General features: G+C 64.2%; 17 protein-coding genes and 1 riboswitch. Of the genes, 16 read left to right on the forward strand and 1 reads right to left on the reverse strand.

Going from position 1 to position 19,502, the window contains the following annotated elements:
• The first annotated feature begins 163 nt into the window (after nucleotides 1–163).
• From metG to glpD, 12 genes are all read left to right on the forward strand, one after another.
• Nucleotides 164–1,882, forward strand: coding sequence for a methionine--tRNA ligase (gene metG / locus K3555_RS14315; protein ID WP_260005848.1), 1,719 nt, complete (start codon nucleotides 164–166; stop codon nucleotides 1,880–1,882).
• Between the two features lie 367 nt (nucleotides 1,883–2,249).
• Complete coding sequence (gene hemP / locus K3555_RS14320; RefSeq protein ID WP_259986339.1) at nucleotides 2,250–2,429, forward strand: hemin uptake protein HemP; 180 nt, start codon at nucleotides 2,250–2,252, stop codon at nucleotides 2,427–2,429.
• Between the two features lie 10 nt (nucleotides 2,430–2,439).
• Complete coding sequence (locus tag K3555_RS14325; RefSeq protein WP_260005849.1) at nucleotides 2,440–2,919, forward strand: hypothetical protein; 480 nt, start codon at nucleotides 2,440–2,442, stop codon at nucleotides 2,917–2,919.
• 28 nt (nucleotides 2,920–2,947) lie between these two features.
• Nucleotides 2,948–4,216: an imelysin family protein gene (locus tag K3555_RS14330; RefSeq protein WP_260005851.1), complete on the forward strand. Its 1,269-nt coding sequence runs from the start codon at nucleotides 2,948–2,950 to the stop codon at nucleotides 4,214–4,216.
• A gap of 90 nt (nucleotides 4,217–4,306) precedes the next feature.
• Entirely contained in the window at nucleotides 4,307–5,320 is a 1,014-nt protein-coding gene (locus K3555_RS14335; protein WP_260005853.1) for a porin, read from the forward strand.
• A 211-nt stretch (nucleotides 5,321–5,531) separates the two neighbouring features.
• A complete protein-coding gene (locus K3555_RS14340) occupies nucleotides 5,532–5,825 on the forward strand; it encodes a bacterioferritin-associated ferredoxin (RefSeq protein WP_260005856.1) in 294 nt (97 codons plus the stop codon).
• Nucleotides 5,773–6,261 carry a bacterioferritin gene (gene bfr, locus K3555_RS14345; protein WP_027259753.1) on the forward strand — a complete coding sequence of 163 codons (489 nt, stop codon included), beginning with the start codon at nucleotides 5,773–5,775 and terminating at the stop codon, nucleotides 6,259–6,261. Before K3555_RS14340 ends, bfr begins: the two co-directional genes overlap by 53 nt.
• A complete protein-coding gene (locus K3555_RS14350) occupies nucleotides 6,218–7,780 on the forward strand; it encodes a di-heme oxidoredictase family protein (protein WP_260005857.1) in 1,563 nt (520 codons plus the stop codon). Before bfr ends, K3555_RS14350 begins: the two co-directional genes overlap by 44 nt.
• A complete protein-coding gene (locus K3555_RS14355; protein ID WP_260005858.1) occupies nucleotides 7,780–8,787 on the forward strand; it encodes an imelysin family protein in 1,008 nt (335 codons plus the stop codon). The genes K3555_RS14350 and K3555_RS14355 overlap by 1 nt, the downstream gene beginning before the upstream one ends.
• A gap of 1 nt (nucleotide 8,788) precedes the next feature.
• Entirely contained in the window at nucleotides 8,789–9,868 is a 1,080-nt protein-coding gene (locus tag K3555_RS14360) for a DUF1513 domain-containing protein (RefSeq protein WP_260005860.1), read from the forward strand.
• 139 nt (nucleotides 9,869–10,007) lie between these two features.
• The gene (locus tag K3555_RS14365; protein WP_259986359.1) at nucleotides 10,008–10,793 is read left to right on the forward strand and encodes a DeoR/GlpR family DNA-binding transcription regulator; all 786 of its coding nucleotides are present in this window, start codon (nucleotides 10,008–10,010) and stop codon (nucleotides 10,791–10,793) included.
• Complete coding sequence (gene glpD / locus K3555_RS14370) at nucleotides 10,786–12,363, forward strand: glycerol-3-phosphate dehydrogenase (protein WP_260005862.1); 1,578 nt, start codon at nucleotides 10,786–10,788, stop codon at nucleotides 12,361–12,363. The genes K3555_RS14365 and glpD overlap by 8 nt, the downstream gene beginning before the upstream one ends.
• 191 nt (nucleotides 12,364–12,554) lie before the next feature.
• Here the strand turns inward: glpD and cobO are convergent, their stop codons facing one another.
• Nucleotides 12,555–13,190 carry a cob(I)yrinic acid a,c-diamide adenosyltransferase gene (gene cobO / locus K3555_RS14375; RefSeq protein ID WP_259986376.1) on the reverse strand — a complete coding sequence of 212 codons (636 nt, stop codon included), beginning with the start codon at nucleotides 13,188–13,190 and terminating at the stop codon, nucleotides 12,555–12,557.
• A 51-nt stretch (nucleotides 13,191–13,241) separates the two neighbouring features.
• Nucleotides 13,242–13,446: riboswitch (cobalamin riboswitch) on the forward strand.
• Between the two features lie 95 nt (nucleotides 13,447–13,541).
• Between cobO and K3555_RS14380 the strand changes: the two genes are divergently transcribed.
• The 4 genes from K3555_RS14380 (at nucleotide 13,542) to cobG (ending at nucleotide 19,501) form a co-directional block, all read left to right on the forward strand.
• The gene (locus tag K3555_RS14380; RefSeq protein WP_129371636.1) at nucleotides 13,542–13,952 is read left to right on the forward strand and encodes a DUF1636 domain-containing protein; all 411 of its coding nucleotides are present in this window, start codon (nucleotides 13,542–13,544) and stop codon (nucleotides 13,950–13,952) included.
• Nucleotides 13,953–13,954: 2 nt separating this feature from the next.
• The gene (cobW, locus tag K3555_RS14385; RefSeq protein ID WP_259994305.1) at nucleotides 13,955–14,989 is read left to right on the forward strand and encodes a cobalamin biosynthesis protein CobW; all 1,035 of its coding nucleotides are present in this window, start codon (nucleotides 13,955–13,957) and stop codon (nucleotides 14,987–14,989) included.
• 106 nt (nucleotides 14,990–15,095) lie between these two features.
• Nucleotides 15,096–18,341, forward strand: a complete 3,246-nt coding sequence (cobN, locus tag K3555_RS14390; protein WP_260005865.1) for a cobaltochelatase subunit CobN — start codon at nucleotides 15,096–15,098, stop codon at nucleotides 18,339–18,341.
• Complete coding sequence (cobG, locus tag K3555_RS14395) at nucleotides 18,338–19,501, forward strand: precorrin-3B synthase (protein WP_260005867.1); 1,164 nt, start codon at nucleotides 18,338–18,340, stop codon at nucleotides 19,499–19,501. Before cobN ends, cobG begins: the two co-directional genes overlap by 4 nt.
• Nucleotide 19,502 lies beyond the last annotated feature (1 nt).

Genomic DNA, 19,502 nt, shown 5'->3' on the forward strand with positions numbered 1-19,502 from the left:
GTTTGAAACAGATTTTCGCAACCAATGAGTGCGCCAGCCCCCTGTTCAGTTCAAGCGGGAACTGCCGCTGGTTCTCCAATTTTCAGGGAAAACCGCAGCCGGGGTTTCCGCCGCCTGCGCCATGCGGTAGACGGGCGTTTGACGCATTACCTGGATGGATAGCATGGCACGCATTCTGATCACCTCCGCGATCCCTTACATCAACGGGATCAAGCATCTGGGCAACCTGGTGGGCTCGCAGCTGCCGGCCGACCTTTATGCCCGGTTCCAGCGCGGACGCGGCAATGAGGTGATGTTCCTCTGCGCCACCGACGAGCACGGCACCCCGGCTGAGCTGGCCGCCGCCAAGGCGGACAAGCCGGTCGCGGAATTCTGCGCCGAAATGCACGCCGTCCAGTCGGAGATCGCCAAGGGCTTTGCGCTGTCGTTCGACCACTTCGGCCGCTCCTCCAGCCCGCAGAACCACGCGCTGACCCAGCATTTTGCCGGCAAGCTGGCCGAGGCCGGGCTGATCCGCGAAGTGACCGAAAAACAGGTCTATTCCAATGCTGACGGCCGCTTCCTGCCCGACCGCTATATCGAGGGCACCTGCCCCAACTGCGGCTATGAGCGCGCCCGCGGCGACCAGTGCGAGGAATGCACCAAGCAGCTGGACCCCACCGACCTGATCAACCCGCGTTCCGCCGTGTCCGGCTCCACCGATCTGGAAGTGCGCGAGACCAAACACCTGTATCTGTGCCAGTCGCAGCTGAAGGACCAGCTGGACGCCTGGATCGACAGCAAACACGACTGGCCGGTGCTGACCACCTCGATCGCTAAGAAGTGGCTGCATGACGGCGACGGATTGCAGGACCGCGGCATCACCCGCGATCTGGACTGGGGCGTGCCGGTCAAAAAGGGCGGCGCGGACTGGCCCGGCATGGAAGGCAAGGTCTTCTATGTCTGGTTTGATGCGCCGATCGAATATATCGCCGCTGCTGGCGAATGGGCCGAGGCCAATGGCAAGACCGACGCCGACTGGCAGCGCTGGTGGCGCACCGACAAGGGCGCCGAGGACGTCAAATACGTCCAGTTCATGGGCAAGGACAACGTCCCCTTCCACACCCTGTCGTTCCCGGCCACCATTCTGGGATCCGGCGAGCCGTGGAAGATGGTCGACCACCTGAAGTCCTTCAACTACCTGAATTACGATGGCGGCCAGTTCTCGACCAGCCAGGGCCGCGGCGTGTTCATGGATCAGGCGCTGGAGATCCTGCCCGCAGACTACTGGCGCTGGTGGCTGCTGTCCCACGCGCCGGAAAGCAGCGATTCCGAGTTCACCTGGGAGAACTTCCAGCAGTCGGTGAACAAGGACCTCGCGGACGTGTTGGGCAATTTCGTCAGCCGCATCACCAAGTTCTGCCGTTCCAAGTTCGGCGAGGAAGTTCCCGCAGCCGGCGAATACGGCGAACAGGAGCAGGCGCTGATTGCTGAACTCACCACCCGCATCCGCGCCTATGAAGGCCACATGGAAGCAATGGAGGTCCGCAAATCGGCGCAGGAGCTGCGGGCGATCTGGGTTGCCGGCAACGAATACCTGCAATCCGCAGCACCCTGGTCGGTGTTCAAAACCGACCCCGACCGCGCCGCCGCACAGGTGCGTCTGGGCCTGAACCTGATCCGGCTTTACGCGGTGTTGTCGGCCCCCTTCATCCCCCAGGCCTCAGACACGCTGATGGCAGCAATGAACTCGGACGACCGCAACTGGCCCGAAGATGCGGCGGCTGCCCTGTCCGCCCTGCCCGCAGGCCACAGCTTCACCGTGCCAGAGGTGCTGTTTGCCAAGATCACCGACGAGCAGCGCGAAGACTGGCAGGCGCGTTTTTCCGGCACCCGCGCCTAATCCGTTGCACATAGAATTCTGAAAGGCCGCCCATTGGGCGGCCTTTTCTGTTCCTCTATCTTCTTCTGTCATCGCAAAAATTATTCCCTACTAAAAAACTCGGATTGACATAGCTGAGTAAATAAATCAGGTATACGGCATTCCAGCCAGCCTGACTCGGTTCAGGCGAGCCCGAGTGACATTTAATCAACCGAGATCGCCCCATGCCGACCAGAGACAACCGCCACCGCGGCCCGCAGACCCAAGAGCTGGAGCCCGAGGACATGCGCCAATTGTGGCCGCAGGTTTTTGCGCCCTCCGGCGCTCTGTCCGGTTTTTGTCTGGAATGGCTTCTGGACAGGGCGGAATTCAGCAATGGGCGGAAGATATGAACCAGATTGCCTCCAAGCCGGTGCCGGCCAACGCCACCACCGCAACCACCGAAGTGTTCCCCACCTACCACGCCGAGGACCTGACCCGCGGCGGCGTGCAGGCCCGTATTCTGCTGAACGGGCAGATCTATTCGCTGCGCATCACCCGCGCAGGCAAGCTGATCCTGACCAAGTGAGCGGACGGCCATGAGCACTGCGCCCCCTTCCCCCCGCGGCGGCGTGACCGTCGGCACCCTGTCCGAGCTGCCGCCGCTGGAGGCCGGCGCGGTGATCTATCTGCGCCACTGGTTTTCCGGCGCCGAGACCCGCGACCAGATGCGCCGGGACTTCGAGGTGAACTTCGGCCCCGAAATGGCCGAAGCCGCGTTTGAGGCTTTTGGCTATCTCTGCAACTTCTGCGCCACCCATGGCCGCCGCCCGCTGGTGCGCCACGGCATGACCTGCAAATGCCTGGGCGCGGATGAAAACTGCTTTGCCAATCTTCTGGCCTGTGCTGCCGAAGGCCAGCAGGACGATGCGCAAATTCTTGCCTCGCTGATCGTCACCCCGCGCAAGGCGTCCGAGCTGACCCGGCTGGCATCTGACTGCGGCTTGCTGCTGCAACAGATCATGACGCCGCGCCCGCCGCTGCAACCGGCCCGGCCCGCAACCGCCACCCTTCACTGAATTCACTATAGAACTAAGGACTTAGCTGATGAAATCCCTGTTTCTCACGGGCACTGCCCTTGCCGGTCTCGCCTTTGGCGCCACCACAGCCTTTGCCGCCGACAAGGCCGCAGTGCTGACCAACTATGCCAATATCGCCGAGGCCAAATACCAGGACAGCCTGGCCACTGCGCAGGTGCTGAAAGCCGCCGTCGACGCGCTGGTCGCACATCCGTCGGCTGAGAACCTGGAAGCTGCCCGCGCCGCCTGGATCGCCGCCCGCGTGCCCTATCAGCAGTCCGAAGTCTTCCGGTTCGGCAACGCCATTGTCGATGACTGGGAAGGCAAGGTGAACGCCTGGCCGCTGGACGAAGGCCTGATCGACTATGTGGACGCCTCTTATGGCGGGCCGACCGACGAGAACACCCTGGCATCGCTGAACATCATCGCCAATCCCAGCTTCGAGCTGTCCGGCAAAGCCATCGACGCCGCCAAGATCACACCTGAGCTGCTGGAAGGCGCCCTGCATGAGGCCGACGGGGTCGAAGCCAATGTGGCCACCGGCTATCACGCCATTGAATTCCTGCTGTGGGGCCAGGACCTGAAGGGCACCGAACACGGCGCCGGCGACCGCCCCTGGACCGACTACGCTGCGGGCGATGCCTGCACCGGCGGCAATTGCGACCGCCGCGGTGAATACCTGCAGGCAGCAACCGAGCTGCTGATCAATGACCTGGAATGGATCGCCGCACAGTGGGGCGCCGAAGGCGAAGCCCGCACCACGCTGCTGGGCGATGAAAACGCCGGCATCACCGCGATGCTGACCGGCATGGGCTCGCTGTCTTATGGCGAACAGGCCGGTGAGCGAATGCGCCTGGGCCTGATGCTGAACGACCCGGAGGAAGAACATGACTGCTTCTCCGACAACACCCACAACAGCCACTACTACGACGGCTTGGGCGTGCAGAACGTCTATCTGGGCGAATATGTGCGCGTGAACGGCGAGCTGGTCTCGGGCGCGTCGCTGGCCGATCTGGTGGCCGCCAAGGACGCGGATCTGGACATCGAGATGCGCAGCAAGCTGGCGGGCACCATGCAGGCCCTTGGCCGGATCAAAACCGCAGCCGAAGCAGGCCTGTCCTACGACCAGATGCTGGCCCAGGGCAACAAATCGGGCGAAGCGCTGGTGATGGGCGGCGTCAACGGGCTGATCGACCAGACCCGCTCGATCGAAAGGGTGGTGACCACGCTTGATCTGGGCGGCGTTGCTATCGAAGGCTCTGACAGCCTTGACAATCCCTCGGCAGTCTTCGAATAACGCCTGGCAACGTAATAACATAACAGAATCAAAATGAAGGGACCTGGCCGCCATCAGCGGCCAGGTCCCTCAACAGAAAGAAGAACCCCCATGAAAATCAAACCCTCCGCGGCGCTGGCTCTCAGCGCGCCCGTCTTCCTGTGCGCAAACGCCGCCCTGGCCCAGGGTTTCAGCTGGGAAGGCGAGATCGAGATCGCCAATGAAAGCGTGCTGTCTTCCGATGACGCCACTGCCGAGATCCGCGACACCTTTGCCGTAATCACCGCTTCCGGCGCCTATACATTTGGCAATGGTGTTGAACTTTTTGCCACCGTCACCGCCGAGTCGCTGACGGACGCCGCCGATGACCGCACTTTTGATGACATGGGCGTCTATATCGAAGAACTCGGCGTCTCCTTTGGTATCGGCAGCGCCACCACCGTCTCAGTTGGTAAACTGCACCCGGTGTTCGGTACCGCCTGGGATGACGCCGCAGGCAATTTCGGCAGTTCCATCGCCGAAGATTATGAGCTGGTCGAACAGATCGGTATCCTGGCGGACGTAGAGCTGAACGGCGCGGGCACCCTGTCCTTCGGTGTGTTCTACGCTGATGATTCCGGCCTCAGCCGTTCTGTCGGCTATGACCGCGGCCGCACCGCCACGGCTGACGGCGGCGCCGGCAACACTGGTGAGCTGGACAACTTTGCCATTCAGTGGACGCAGGAAACCGGCAACACCCGCTACCACATCGGCGCCCGCCACCTGAGCGCAGGCGCCGGCGACGTAGATGACGAACAGGGTTTTGTCGCAGGCCTCGCCCATGCCTTTGACGGCGGTTTCGGCCTCTACGGCGAGGTGGCCTCCTTCTCGAACGCTGGCGGCTCGGCGGATGATGCGCTGTATGCCACCCTGACCGGCGCCTACACCATCGGCAACGTGACCCTGTCCGGCGGGCTGGTGCATCGCGATCTGGACAGCGCAGGCGAGACCGACCTGATCACCATCGGCGCAGATTACGAATTTGAAAACGGCTTCACATTGGGCGGTGGCCTGGCCCGCGTCGATGAGGCCGGCACCAAAAGCACCGTCCTGGGTGTGAACCTGATCATCCCGCTTGGTGCGTGAGATTTCCCTCGGTGACGTTTGGCATCCCCTGAACAGAACCACACCTCGGGGCCGCGTACTGCGGCCCCTTTTTTGTCAGTCCGGGTCCCGCCCGCGACATATACCCAAGCATTTTACTCTGGATACCCCTTGAAACCCCAGTAATTCTGTCGGATATATTTCCCAACGGAATCACTTGGCCTTTGCGCCACCGGGCAAGGACGCGAGCAGCATGATCGTTTGCCACTGCACACAGATCTCGGACCACGACATCCGCGCAGCCATCGACTGGATGCGAAATGCCGATCCCGAAACGATAGTCACCCCTGGCAAGATCTATCACGCCTTGGGGAAAACCGCTGATTGCGGCGGCTGCATGCCGCTTTTCCTCGACACCATGCGCGCGAATGCTAATCTGGAAGTCCCTGCGCAGCTTCAGAATTTAGGCGCAGGCCGAATTCAGGAGAGTGAATATGCAGGGCGACGCCAAGGTCATCGACTATCTCAACAAAGCATTGCGACATGAGCTGACAGCGGTCAGCCAGTACTGGCTGCATTACCGGCTGCAGGACGATTGGGGCCTGGGCAGCATGGCCAAGAAAAGCCGCGAAGAATCCATCGAGGAGATGGAGCACGCGGACAAATTGATTGAAAGGATTCTGTTCCTCGGCGGCCACCCGAACCTGCAAAAGCTTGACCCGCTGCGGATCGGCCAGACCCCGAAAGAAACCCTCGAATGCGACCTTGCCGCCGAAGTGGACGCCCGCGCGCTTTACAAGGAAGCCCGCGATGCCTGCAACAAAGCGGGTGACTACGTCACGCAAAAGCTGTTTGAAGACTTGATGGCGGATGAAGAAGGCCACATTGATTTCCTCGAAACGCAGCTTGAACTGCACGACCGGATCGGCGCCGAAAACTATGCCCAGCTCAACGCCACCAAGATGGCAGAGATCGAAGACTAAACTGTTTCTGGCTGCCGCATTTGCGGCGGCCACCCCCGTTGCGGCGCTGGATCTGGCCAGCCAGTATCAGGCAGAACCGCATCTCTCCTCCCTCCCCCGCACCGATGCCGAACGCGCCCGGATTGAGGCCGTCACCGCTCCGGCCACGGATTTCTCCGCGCCGGAACGCTTCGAAGACCTGCCCGCTGGTGCCACCACTGTGCGTGCGCGGACGGATGACGAGGCGTTCTCCCAGCACTCTGCCAACCTCAGCTTCGAACAGGAGCTGGAGTTCAAACTGGGCAACGGGCTGTTCAAGAAAATCTGGGTATTCTCGCCCGCGTCCACCAAGGCGTCCGACGGGCTTGGGCCGCTGTATAACGCCCGTTCCTGCCAGCGCTGCCACCTGAAGGACGGCCGCGGCCATGTGCCGGAACAGCCGGATTACACCTCCACCACCATGTTCCTGCGGGTTTCCATACCCGGCCCGGTTCCCGCGGAATTGCAGGAAGTCCATGACTACATCGGCACCGCGCCCGATCCGCACTATGGCAGCCAGCTGCAGGATTTCTCCGCCCCCGGCATCGCGCCGGAGTACAAGCTGCAGGTCGAGTATGAAGACTTCGAAGTTGCCCTGAGCGGCGGTGAAACGGCCACCCTGCACCGTCCCGGCTACACCGCAGCAAACCTCGGCTACGGCCCGCTGGCCGAGGGTGCCATGCTGTCACCCCGCGTTGCACCGCCGATGATCGGCCTGGGCCTCTTGGAGGCGATCCCCGCCGCCGATATCCTTGCCCATGCGGATGAGGAAGACACAGACGGCGATGGCATCTCTGGCCGCGCCAATCTGGTCTGGTCGCGTGAATTCAACCGGGTCATGCTGGGCCGCTTTGGCCTGAAGGCCGGGATGGCGACCGTCCACGAACAATCCGCCGGTGCGTTTTCAGGCGATATCGGCATTTCTACCCCGCTGTTCCCGACGCACGCAGGCGAATGCACCGATCTGCAAACCGCCTGCCGGACTGCCCCGCATGGCGGTGCTGATTCCCGTGAAACCGAGATCGACCAGCCGAACATGGATCTGGTCACCTTCTACAGCCGCAACCTCGGCGTTCCCGCACGGCGCAACACCGGCGACGCCCAGGTGCTGCGCGGAAAACAGGTATTCTACGACACCGGCTGTGCGTCCTGCCACGTGCCGAAATACGTGACCCACCGGCTGCAGGACCGCCCCGAGCAGAGTTTCCAACTGATCTGGCCCTACAGCGACCTGTTGTTGCACGACATGGGCGAAGGCCTGGCCGACAACCGCCCCGAGGCCCGCGCAACAGGGCGCGAATGGCGCACCGCGCCGTTGTGGGGGATCGGGCTGACCCAGCAGGTCTCGCCGCGGGCCACCTTCCTGCATGACGGCCGCGCCCGCACCCTGCTGGAGGCCATCCTGTGGCACGGCGGCGAGGCAGAGGAGGCCAAAACCGGCGTGGTAGAGCTGCCGCCGGAAGACCGCGCCGCCCTGATCGCCTTTCTGGAGAGCCTCTGATGCGCGTCCCTGCCCCGTCCCTCGTCCTGGCCTTTGCACTCGCCGCAGCCCCTGCTGCCGCGTCTGAGCTGTCCAGCAGCATCACCGATCAGCTGATCCTCCCCGCCTTTCAGGAGCTTGCAGCGGACGCCGAAGCTCTGGCAGAAACGGCAAAGACGGACTGCGATCCGCAGTCCGACTCTCTGCGCGCGGCCTATGCCGATGCTTTCGACGCCTGGATCGCCGCCAGCCACTACCGCTTTGGCCCAACCGAAACAGACAGCCGCGCCTTTGCGCTGGCTTTCTGGCCCGACAGCCGCAGCAAAACGCCCAAGGCGCTAGGCAATCTGATCCGCAGCGAAGACCCGGACATCTCTGACCCGGCGCAATTCGCCAGCCACTCCATCGCGGCCCGCGGCTTTTATGCGCTGGAATACCTGCTGTATGATCCGCAGCTCTCCGCCGCGGGCAGCGATGATTACCGATGTGCATTGACCCGTGCCATCAGCATCGACATCGCGGCCACGGCTCAATCCATCAACACGGACTGGGAACAGAACTACGCAGCCGAAATGCACAGCCCCGCCGATCGCTACCAAAGCGACGAGGAAATCACTCAGGAACTGCTCAAGGCGCTCAGCACAGGGCTGCAAGTACTGGACGACATGCGCCTTGGCCGCCCGCTCGGCACCTTTGACCGCCCGCGCCCCAACCGCGCCGAGGCCCGCCGTTCGGGGCGCAGCCTGCGCCATGTGCTGGTTTCGCTGAACGCGCTGGAGCCATTGGCCCTGGCGCTGACAGACAGCCGCGCGGATCTGCAATCCAAGATCACTGCCGGTTTTGCCAAAGCCCGCAAGAAAGCCGGGACCCTGAACGATCCGGTCTTTGCCGGCGTGGCGGATCCCGCCAGCCGCTTCCGCATCGAATCCCTGCAGCAGGAGATCATAAACCTGCGCGCGCTGGTGTCCGGGGAACTGGGTCCGGCCCTGGGGATCAGCGCAGGCTTCAATTCTCTGGACGGCGATTGACATGGCCACCCGCCGCGGCTTTTTGGCCGGTCTTCTGGCCACAGGCCTGGCCCCGCAGGCCAGTTGGGCCAACGCAGGCAGCCCCGTTTTCCTGTCTGCGGGCAAGGACGCCAGCGGCACCTTCCTGCTAGCGGGTCTTACAGAAAACGGCGAAATCCTGTTCCGCCACCCTTTGCCGGCCCGCGGCCATGCCGCCGCGGCGCATCCGGTCCGGCCCGAAGCCGTGGCATTCGCCCGCCGCCCCGGCCGCTTTGCCGATGTGATTGACTGCCGCACGGGCACCGCCCTCGCCCGGCTGGAGCCGCCTGCGGGGCATCATTTCTATGGCCACGGCACATTCTCCCCCAATGGCAGCCGCCTGTTCACCACCGAAAACGATTTCGGGAATGCGCGCGGTGTGATCGGCGTTTGGGATGCAACGGACGGCTACAAGCGCATTGCCGCCTTCGCCTCCGGCGGCATTGGCCCGCACGATATGCTGCTGCGCCGGGACGCGCCGGGACTGGTCATCGCCAATGGCGGCATTGAGACCCACCCCGATAGCGGCCGCGCCAAGCTGAACCTTCCGGACATGCGCCCGAACCTTAGTTACTTGGGCTTTGACGGCGCCCTGCAAGCGCAAATGGAACTGCCGCAAGAGCTGCATCTGAACTCGATCCGCCACCTTGCCATACGTGCCGACGGCACCGTTGGTTTTGCCATGCAATGGCAGGGGGATCCGGGCGAAGCCCTGCCTATCGTGGGCCTGCACCAGCCCGGCAGCACGCCCCGCCTGATGGCCGATGGCGACCCGCGGGTGCTGAACCTCAATGGCTATGGCGGCTCCCTCGCCTTCTCAGCGGACGGAGCGCAGATCGGTGTCACCTCGCCGCGCGGCGGGGTGCTGCAGGTGATGGATACCGGAACCGGGGATCTGCTGCAGGAGCACCGCATGACGGATGTCTGCGGCCTTGCAATGTCCGATGCAGGCTATACCGCAAGCACCGGCAGCGGGCAGTTTTTCGGGGTTTCAGCATCCGGCAATCACCCGCTGCACCGGTCGGATCTGGCCTGGGACAATCACCTGATCCCGCTCACCTGAGAAGACACAGGCTGGCAGCAGTCCCGGCGTGTCCGCAACCGCGCGCCGTTTCGTTTTGCGTATCGTCGAATTCAAAACGAAAACACAAGGTGACATTTCATCCGTACTCCGCTATGGAAACGCGGTGAAAGGAAAGCAAATGGATGCCACGGCCCGTCAGAACGAAATCATCACCTTGCTGAACCGGCAGGACCGGGTCGAGGTTGACGACCTGTCCCAGCGCTTTGGCGTATCTTTACAGACGGTCCGCGCAGACCTGCGCGACCTGTCTGCGCGCGGCGCCTTGTCCCGCGTGCATGGCGGCGCCGTCCGGATAAGCTCTGCCGCCAGCCAGGGATACGAGGACCGGCGCAAGCTGAACGCAGGCAACAAGCTGGCGATGGCGGCACTGGCGGCTGAACTGATCCCAGACAATTGCTCCCTCACTCTTAACATCGGCACCTCAACCGAACAGGTGGCGCGGGCGCTTTCCGGCCACAGCGGCCTTACTGTGATTTCCAACAATATCAACATTATCAACCTGATGATGGGCGGCCAGGCCAAGGAGTTGATCCTGGCCGGCGGCACAGTGCGGCAAAGCGACGGTGCTATTGTGGGCGAGGACGCGGTTGAATTCCTGTCCCGCTACAAGGTCGATTTCGCCGTCATCGGCGCCTCGGCTCTGGATCCCGACGGCGCCGTGATGGACCACGACGCCCGCGAGGTTTCGGTTGCCCGCGCGATCCTGAAAAACGCCCGCCAGCGTGTGCTGGTTTGCGACGGCAGCAAGTTCGCCCGCTCTGCTCCGGTGCGGATCTGCGATGTGGCAGAGCTGGACGTGGTGATCACCGACCGCCCCGTTCCCAATGAGTTTGCCGAGGCGGCGCAGGCCGCAGGCACCCGGATCCTGACCGCAGGACAAAACGAAAGCAGCGAAAATGACTGACACGCCTGTTACGGACCTTTTCATCATCGGCGGCGGCATCAACGGCTGCGGCATCGCCCGCGACGCGGCGGGCCGCGGCCTGTCGGTGACACTGGCAGAGATGAACGATCTGGCCTCCGCCACCTCCTCGGCCTCGACCAAACTGTTCCACGGCGGCTTGCGCTATCTGGAATACTTTGAATTCCGCCTGGTGCGTGAGGCGCTGATCGAACGCGAGGTGCTGCTGAAGGCGATGCCGCACATCTCCTGGCCGATGCGTTTTGTGCTGCCGTTTCACAAGGACATGCGCTTTGATAGCGAAACGCCGACGTCGAAACTGCTTACCACCTTCATGCCCTGGACCCGCGGCCGCCGCCCCGCCTGGCTGATCCGGCTGGGGCTGTTTCTGTATGACAGCCTGGGCAAACGCGGCATCCTGCCCGGCACCGCCAAGCTTGACCTGGCAGCCGACCCGGCAGGCCGGCCGCTGAAAAGCAAGTTCAAGACCGCCTTTGAATACTCAGACTGCTGGATCGAGGACACCCGCCTGGTGGTACTGAACGCCCGCGATGCACAGGCCCGCGGCGCCGAAATCCTGACCCGGACCGAGGTTCTGTCAGCCCAGCGCCACTCTGATCACTGGGTTGTCACCGTGAAGGATCACGCCACTGGCGAGGAGAAGGAACACCGGGCCAAGATGCTGGTCAATGCAGGCGGACCCTGGGTTGCCGACGTGCTGAAGCAAAAACTGGGCCAGAACAGCCGCGAAAACGTCCGCCTGGTGCGCGGCAGCCATATCGTGGTGCCAAAACTGTTCGACCATGACCGCTGCTACTTCTTCCAGGGCACCGACGGGCGGATCATCTTTGCCATTCCATACGAGACGGATTTCACCCTGATCGGCACCACCGACGCCGACCATCCGGATCCGGAGACCAAACCGCATTGCACGGAGGCCGAGCAGGATTATCTAATTGATTTTGCGTCGCAATACTTCGAACAGCCACTGACGCGCGCGGATATTGTCTGGACCTATTCCGGCGTGCGGCCGCTTTATGACGACGGTGCCAGCTCGGCCACTGCGGCCACCCGCGAATATGTGCTGACGCTGGATCAAGCACAGGCGCCGCTGCTGAATGTCTTTGGCGGCAAGATCACCACCTACCGCAAGCTGGCCGAGGCCGCGCTGGCGAAAATCGGCAAGGTTTTCCCGCAATTGCCGTCGGACTGGACCGCAGGCGTGGCCCTGCCCGGCGGTGATTTTGCGGTGGCGGATGTGGAGACGCTAAAAGCCAAGCTGGCAGCGGACTATCCGTTCCTGAGCGCCTATTGGGCCGCCCGGCTGATCCGCGCCTACGGGCTGGAGTCCTGGGAGGTGCTGGGCGATGCCAAATCCGCCGCTGATCTGGGCCAGGATTTCGGCGCAACAATCACCGCACGGGAACTCGACTGGTCAATTGCCCGCGAGTGGGTGCGTTCAGGCGACGACTACCTGTGGCGCCGCACTAAATTGGGTTTGCGCCTGGATGAAGGACAGCGCGCAGCGGTCGATGCCTATATCAGCGAGAAAGCCGCCCGGCTGGCAGCTTAATTCCGCATGCGCGCTAACAGTCCGGACTTCAAAGGCCGGGGCACTCCCGCCCCTTTTCAATGAACCAGAGGTTCCCTGAAAAGCGTTGGGCCGGGCGGGGGCGCTGCCGAAGGCAGCGCCCCCGCCCCCCGGCGATTTGCGAAGCAAAGCGCAAAACCTCAAGCCCGCTCAATACTGCAGCCTGAAAGGGATTAAAACTCCACCCCCTTCTGCGCTTTCACACCGGCGCGGAACGGGTGCTTGATCTGCCCCATCTCGGTCACCAGATCGGCAATCTCGATCAGCTCTTCCTTGGCGTTGCGGCCTGTCAGAACCACATGGGTCATCGGCGGCTTCTGCTCCACCAGGAACTCCAAAACCTCCTCAAGATCCAGATAGTCATAGCGCAGCGCGATGTTGATCTCGTCCAGCAGCACCATGGTGTTGCGCTCATCCAGGATCATCTCCTTGGCCTTCTCCCAGCCCTTCTGCGCGGCGGCAATGTCGCGGGCCTTGTCCTGTGTCTCCCAGGTAAAGCCTTCGCCCATCGCGTAGAACTGGCAGAGATCGCTGAAGTTCTCCTCGATCAGCGTGCGTTCGCCGGTCTGCCAGGCGCCCTTTATGAACTGAACCACGGCGGACGGCATCCCATGCGCGATGCAGCGCATGATCATCCCGAACCCCGACGAGGATTTGCCCTTGCCCGGTCCGGTGTGGACGATAATCAGTCCCTTCTCGCCCTCCTTGGTCTTCATCATCCGGTCGCGCGCGGCCTTTTTCTTTGCCATCTTGGACGTATGACGGGCGGCTTCTTCTTCTGAGATGCCGGTTTCAGACTTTTCGCTCATTGGGGGCTCTCCAGCTGTTTGACCCATGTCTTGACAAAGAAGGGCACGATAGCGCAAGGGGGTTCAGCTGGTTCCTGTGAAAACAGGCGAAGAGGGAATGTGAAGGCTTTCGGGCCGAAGCACAGCCGCCCCCGCGACCGTGACCGGATGAGGCCGCCATGCCACTGGGTGATCCCCGGGAAGGCAGGATGGCCGGCAAGGCCCTGCGCCTTGGCATCCGCAAGCCGGGAGACCTGCCAGCGAAGGAGAGATCAACGGGCAGACGGGGTGTTCTGCGACCGGGTAAGGGGTTCGCACGACTGGCCCCTTTTCGGCCATCCCGCACGCCCTGCCGCGACAGGAGACGCGCCAATGGCTGACGACATGGCAGGCCAATCTGCCAGCACCCCGGGACCGGTCACGCTGACCGTTTGCCTCACCTGCCGCCGCGAGGGCGCCGACCCCGAGGCCGCCCGCCCCGGTGCCATCCTGCACGCAGCGCTGGAAGAGGCCGGAATGCCCGAAGGCGTCCGTCTGCGTGGCGTCGAATGCCTGTCGTCGTGCAAGCGAGGCTGCGCTGTTGCACTGATCGGCGGCGAGGAGCGCTGGACCTATGTCTACGGCGACCTCGACCCGGACCAGCATGTCCCCGAAATTCTGGAAGGCGCGGCGGCTTATGCCGGCACCGCTGATGGCGTCGTGCCCTGGCGCCAGCGCCCGCAGACCTTCCGCAAGCAATCTGTTGCCCGCATCCCGCCGGCCAAGTTCTTCTCCGAGGAGTAATCATGAGCGATCTCAACAAGATCCCCGTCACTGTCATCACCGGCTTTCTGGGCGCAGGCAAAACCACGCTGATCCGCCACCTGATGCAAAACCCGCAGGGCAAGCGTCTGGCTGTGGTCGTGAACGAATTCGGCACCGCCGGTGTGGACGGCGACATCCTGAAATCCTGCGCCGATGACAACTGCCCGGCGGAAAACATCATGGAGCTGGCCAACGGCTGCATCTGCTGCACCGTGGCCGATGACTTCATCCCCACCATCGAACAGCTGATGGCCCTGCCCGAAAAACCCGACCATATCGTGATTGAGACCTCCGGCCTGGCCCTGCCCAAGCCGCTACTGAAGGCGTTTGACTGGCCCGCGATCCGCTCCCGCATCACCGTCGACGGGGTGATTGCCCTGGCGGACGCCGAGGCCGTGGCCAAGGGCCAGTTCGCCCCCGACCTGGACGCCGTGCAGGCCCAGCGCGAAGCGGACGACAGCATCGACCACGAAACCCCGCTGTCCGAGGTATTCGAGGACCAGATCTCCTGCGCTGACATCGTTCTGTTGTCCAAGGCCGACCTGGCCGGCGACGAAGGCGTCGAGAAGGCCCGCGCGGTGATCGAGGCCGAAGCGCCGCGCAAGCTGCCGATCCTGCCGATGAGCGAAGGCGTGATCGACCCGCGCATCATCCTGGGCCTGGGCGCCGCTGCCGAGGATGATCTGGACGCCCGCCCCAGCCATCACGACGGCCACCACGACCACGAGCATGACGATTTTGAAAGCATCGTTGTCGAAATGGGCGAAGTATCCGACCCGGAAGCGCTGCAAAATGCCATCGTGAAACTCGCCCGCGAGCGCAACATCCTGCGCGTCAAAGGTTATGTGGCGGTGGAAGGAAAGCCGATGCGGATGCTGGTTCAAGCCGTGGGCGAGCGCCTGCGCGCCCAATACGATCAGCCCTGGGGCGCGCAGCCGCGCAAAACCGCCCTGGTGGTTATCGCCGAGCATGACGACATCGACGCCCCGGCCATCCGCGCCGCACTGGGCGCCTGAAGCTATGCGGGTTTGGCGCATCATTTCAGATGACACCGCCCGGCCGCAGGCCGGGCTGCGCCCGACCCTCTCCACCAACGCCTATCGAAAAGCAAAGGCCTGATCCATGCACGTCGTCTTCCGCGAAAGCCACGGCCTTGACGAGACCGATACCCCGCAGGATCTCGGGCAGACGCCCGGCGATCTTGTGGTGCTGTCGTTTTCCGACAGCGACCTCGGCGCTTTTGCGGCGGGATGGCATCGCGCGGACGGCAGGCTGCCCTCCTTGCGCGTCGCCAATCTGGTCGCGCTAAAGCACCCGCTCTCGGTCGACGTCTACACGGAACAGACGCTGGAGGGCGCCAAAGGCATCCTGGTCCGCCTGATCGGCGGCGAAAGCTATTGGCCTTATGGCCTCGCCACCCTGCAGGACCTCGCCCGCCGCAAGGGCATTGCGCTGGCGATCCTGCCTGCCGACGGGCGCGAGGATGCAAGGCTGGATGAGCTGTCCACCCTGCCCGTCTCCACCCTGCGCCGCCTGCAGGCCTTGTGCGACGCCGGCGGCGCCGTTGCCGCACAGGCCGCCCTCGCCCAGCTGTCGCTCGCGGCAGGGCTTTATGCCGGCCCTGTGCTGGGCCTCAAATCCATGCCGCAGCATGGGCTTTATGACCCGGCCAAAGGCGTACTGGCGGATCTCCCCGCACAAGACAAACCGCTGGTGCTGGTCAGCTTCTACCGCTCTTACCTCACTGCTGCAGACACCGGTCCGGTGGATGCGCTGATCGCTGAGCTGCGCGCCCGCGGATACGCCGCCTATGGCCTCTTTGCCGCCAGCCTCAAGGCCCCCGCCGCCGCTGACTGGCTGCGCGAAACTCTCCCCGCGCTGTCCCCCGCCGCCATCATCAACGCCACCGCGTTTTCGGCCCAAGGCACCGACGGCAGCGCCTCGCCGCTCAGCACCACCGGCTGCCCGGTGTTCCAGGTCGCCCTCTCCACCGCCCGCCGCAAAGACTGGGCCGAGGCCGACCGGGGTTTGTCGCCCGCCGACCTCGCCATGCATGTGGTGCTGCCCGAAGTCGACGGCCGCATCTTCGCAGGCGTTGTCAGCTTCAAATCCCCGGGCCGGAAAGACCCGGACCTGCAGTATTCCCGCTTTGCCCACCGCGCCGATGCGGATCGCGTCAAAGCCGCTGTTGACCGCGTCGACGGCTGGCTGCGCCTTGGCGAACTGCCGAATGCAGAAAAACGCCTTGCCCTGATCCTCTCCACCTATCCCGGCCGCGACCACAACCTCGCCCATGCCGTCGGCCTCGACGCGCTGGCCTCCTGCGACGAAATCCTGCGCGAATTGTGGGATCAGGGCTATACCGTGGAGCCGCAGGAAAACACCGGCCTGCGGCTGATGGATGAGACCCTCAGCGTCCCGCTGGAAGACTACCGCGCAGCCCTCGCCAGCCTGCCGCAAGACCTGCAAAACACCCTGGCAGAGGCCTGGGGCGCCCCGGACCAAGACGCAGACTGCCGTGATGGTGCCTTTCATTTCAAGGCCCTGCGCGCAGGCAAGGCCCTGATCGCGCTGCAACCCGAACGCGGCGAAGTGAAAACCCGCGTCGATGATTACCACGATCTCGACCGCACCCCGCGCCACGCCTATGTCGCCTTTTATCTCTGGCTGCGCTCCCAGTCCGATGCCCTTGTCCACATCGGCGCCCACGGCACGCTGGAATGGCTGCCGGGCAAGGCGGTGGCGCTGTCGGGCGCCTGCTGGCCCGAGGTTCTGACCGGCCCGCTGCCTGTCGCCTACCCCTTCATCGTCAATGATCCGGGCGAAGCCGCCCAGGCCAAACGCCGCATCGGCGCCATCACCCTCGGCCACCTGCCGCCACCCTTGGCGCAGACCAGCCTGCCTGACGGGATGGCCCGGCTGGAAAGCCTGCTGGACGAATACTCCACCGCCGACGGGCTGGATCCGGCCCGCCGCGACCGGCTGATCGGCGATATCCGCGCCGAGGCGCAAGGCACCGGCGTCGAGGCTGACCTTGGCCTCACCCCCGGCACCTCCCCCGCCGAGGCGATCACCCGCATCGACGCCTTTGTCTGCGACATCAAGGAAAGCCAGTACGGAGAGGGGCTGCATATCTTCGGCACCGGCCAATGCGGGGCTGAGGAACGCGCAGGGCTGATCACCGCCCTAGATGGCCGGATCGTGACGTCCGGCCCCTCCGGCTCGCCGTTTCGGGGCCGCTCGGACGTGATCCCAACGGGGCGCAACCTCTTTACCACCGACCCGCGGGCGGTGCCGTCGCGGGCGGCGCATGCGCAAGGGGTCAAACTGGCGGAAGAGCTGCTGCGCCGCCACCTTCAGGACCACGGCGACTGGCCCAAGGGCCTGGTGATCGATCTCTGGGGCTCCGCCACCATGCGCACCGCCGGCGAGGAATTTGCCATGGCGCTGCACCTCGCAGGGCTCGCCCCGAAATGGGATGAAAACTCCGAGCGCGTCTCCGGCTTCGAGGTGCTGCCGCTCTCAATGCTGCACCGCCCGCGCATCGACGTGACCTTGCGGGTTTCCGGCCTGTTCCGCGACGTGTTTCCGGGGCTGGCGCAAATGTTCGAAACTGCTGCCGCCGCCCTCGCCCAGCGCGAGGAAGCGCAAACGGACAACCCCTATCTCACCGAGATCCCCCGCGTTTTTGGTCCAAAACCGGGCCAGTACGGCCTCTCGATGAACCCGCATCTGGATGACTACACCGACGAGGCCCGCGCTGCCGCAGGCGAGGCCTGGCTCAACGCCTCCTCCCACGCCATCGACGCCAAGGGCGCCATAAGCGACGCCCGCGAGGCGCTGGAAACAAGACTGCATAGCGCCGACAGCTTTGTTCACCTGCAGGATCTGCCGGAAACCGACCTGCTGGTCGCCTCGGACTATGCCGCGCATGAGGCTGGATTTGCCGCCGCCATGGCCCGCATCGGCCAGACAGCGCCCGCCCTCTACCACATGGACGCGACCCGCCCGGACAAGCCGCAGGCGCGCAGCTTGGGCGAAGAAATCGCCCGCGTCACCCGCGCCCGCGCCGCCAACCCGGACTGGGCGACCTCAATGATGAACCACGGCTTCCGTGGCGGCGCCGAGATCGCCGCCACGCTGGACCACATGGCCGCCTTTGCGCATCTGGCACAGGTGGTGCAGCCGCATCTGTTTGACCTCTATTTCGAGGCCACGCTGGGCCGCGACGATCTGGTGGCGTTCATGGAGCGCGAAAACCCCGCCGCTCTTCAGGCGATGCGCGACCGCTTCCGCGCCCTGTTCGACGCGGGCCTCTGGAGCACCCGGCGCAACTCCATCATGGCCGGTCTGGAGGGCGCCGCATGAGTGCTGCACCCGAACCCAAAGTCTACGGCTGGTGCCCCGGCGCGCTGCGGCCGATGATGTCCGGCGACGGGCTGGTGGTGCGGGTGCGCGCGCCAATGGGTAAACTTTCCGTAACCCAGACGCGCGGTGTGGCAAGACTTTCGCAAGATTTCGGCAACGGCCTGCTGGATATTTCCGCCCGCGCCAACCTGCAGATGCGCGGCATCCGCGAAGACGGTCACGCAGAGCTGATCGAAGCCTTGCGCGATCTTGGCCTGATCGACCCGGACGCTCGCGCCGAAGCCCGCCGCAATGTCCTCCTCGCCCCGTTCTGGGCAACGGGTGACGACACCCACGCCATCGCCACTGATCTCAGCGCCGCACTGACCGCCGCCGCAGACCTCACCCTGCCCGGGAAATTCGGCTTTGCCGTCGACTGCGGCGCGGCGCCGGTCCTGCAGGACACCGCCGCCGACATCCGCGTTGAGCGAACAGGCGAGGCCCTGATCCTGCGCGCCGACGGTTCTGAGACCGGCCTGCCCGTCACACGTGAATCCGCCGTTGCCGAAGCCCTCGCCCTTGCCCGCTGGTTCCTGAAACAAGGCGGCGCGCCCGAGGGCCGTGGCAGGATGCGCCGTCTCATCGCGCGCCGCGGGCCGCCGGCGGCGCATGCCGCACCGGTGGCAGGGGCCGAATTCACCGCAAAACCGGGCGCTGTCCCCGCGGGGACACTCGCCGCTTTGGAATTCGGCCAGATGCCCGCCGCCACATTGGCGGACCTTGCAGATCACGGCGAAATCCGCCTCACCCCCTGGCGCGCGCTGCTGGTGACAGGGGCCGCCAGCCTGCCGCCCCTGCCCGGCCTGATCCTGGATGCAACGGATCCGCGCCTGCAAGTCATCGCCTGCACCGGCGCACCCGGCTGCCTGCAGGCGCTGTCTTCCACCCGCGATCTCGCACGGGACTTAGCGCCGCATGTTCCCGCGGGGAGAAAGCTGCATATCTCCGGCTGCGCCAAGGGCTGCGCCTGCCCCGGCGCCGCCGCGCTGACCCTGACCGCAACGGCCCAAGACGACTTCTCTTTAATCCGCCATGGCACCGCCGCGGATCAGCCGCTAAAGACCCACCTGAGCGCCGATGCCTTGCGCGCCGCTCCCGAACTTCTGACAGAGGGCAGCTGAC

Source organism: Leisingera sp. M527 (assembly GCF_025141525.1).
GTDB lineage: Bacteria > Pseudomonadota > Alphaproteobacteria > Rhodobacterales > Rhodobacteraceae > Leisingera.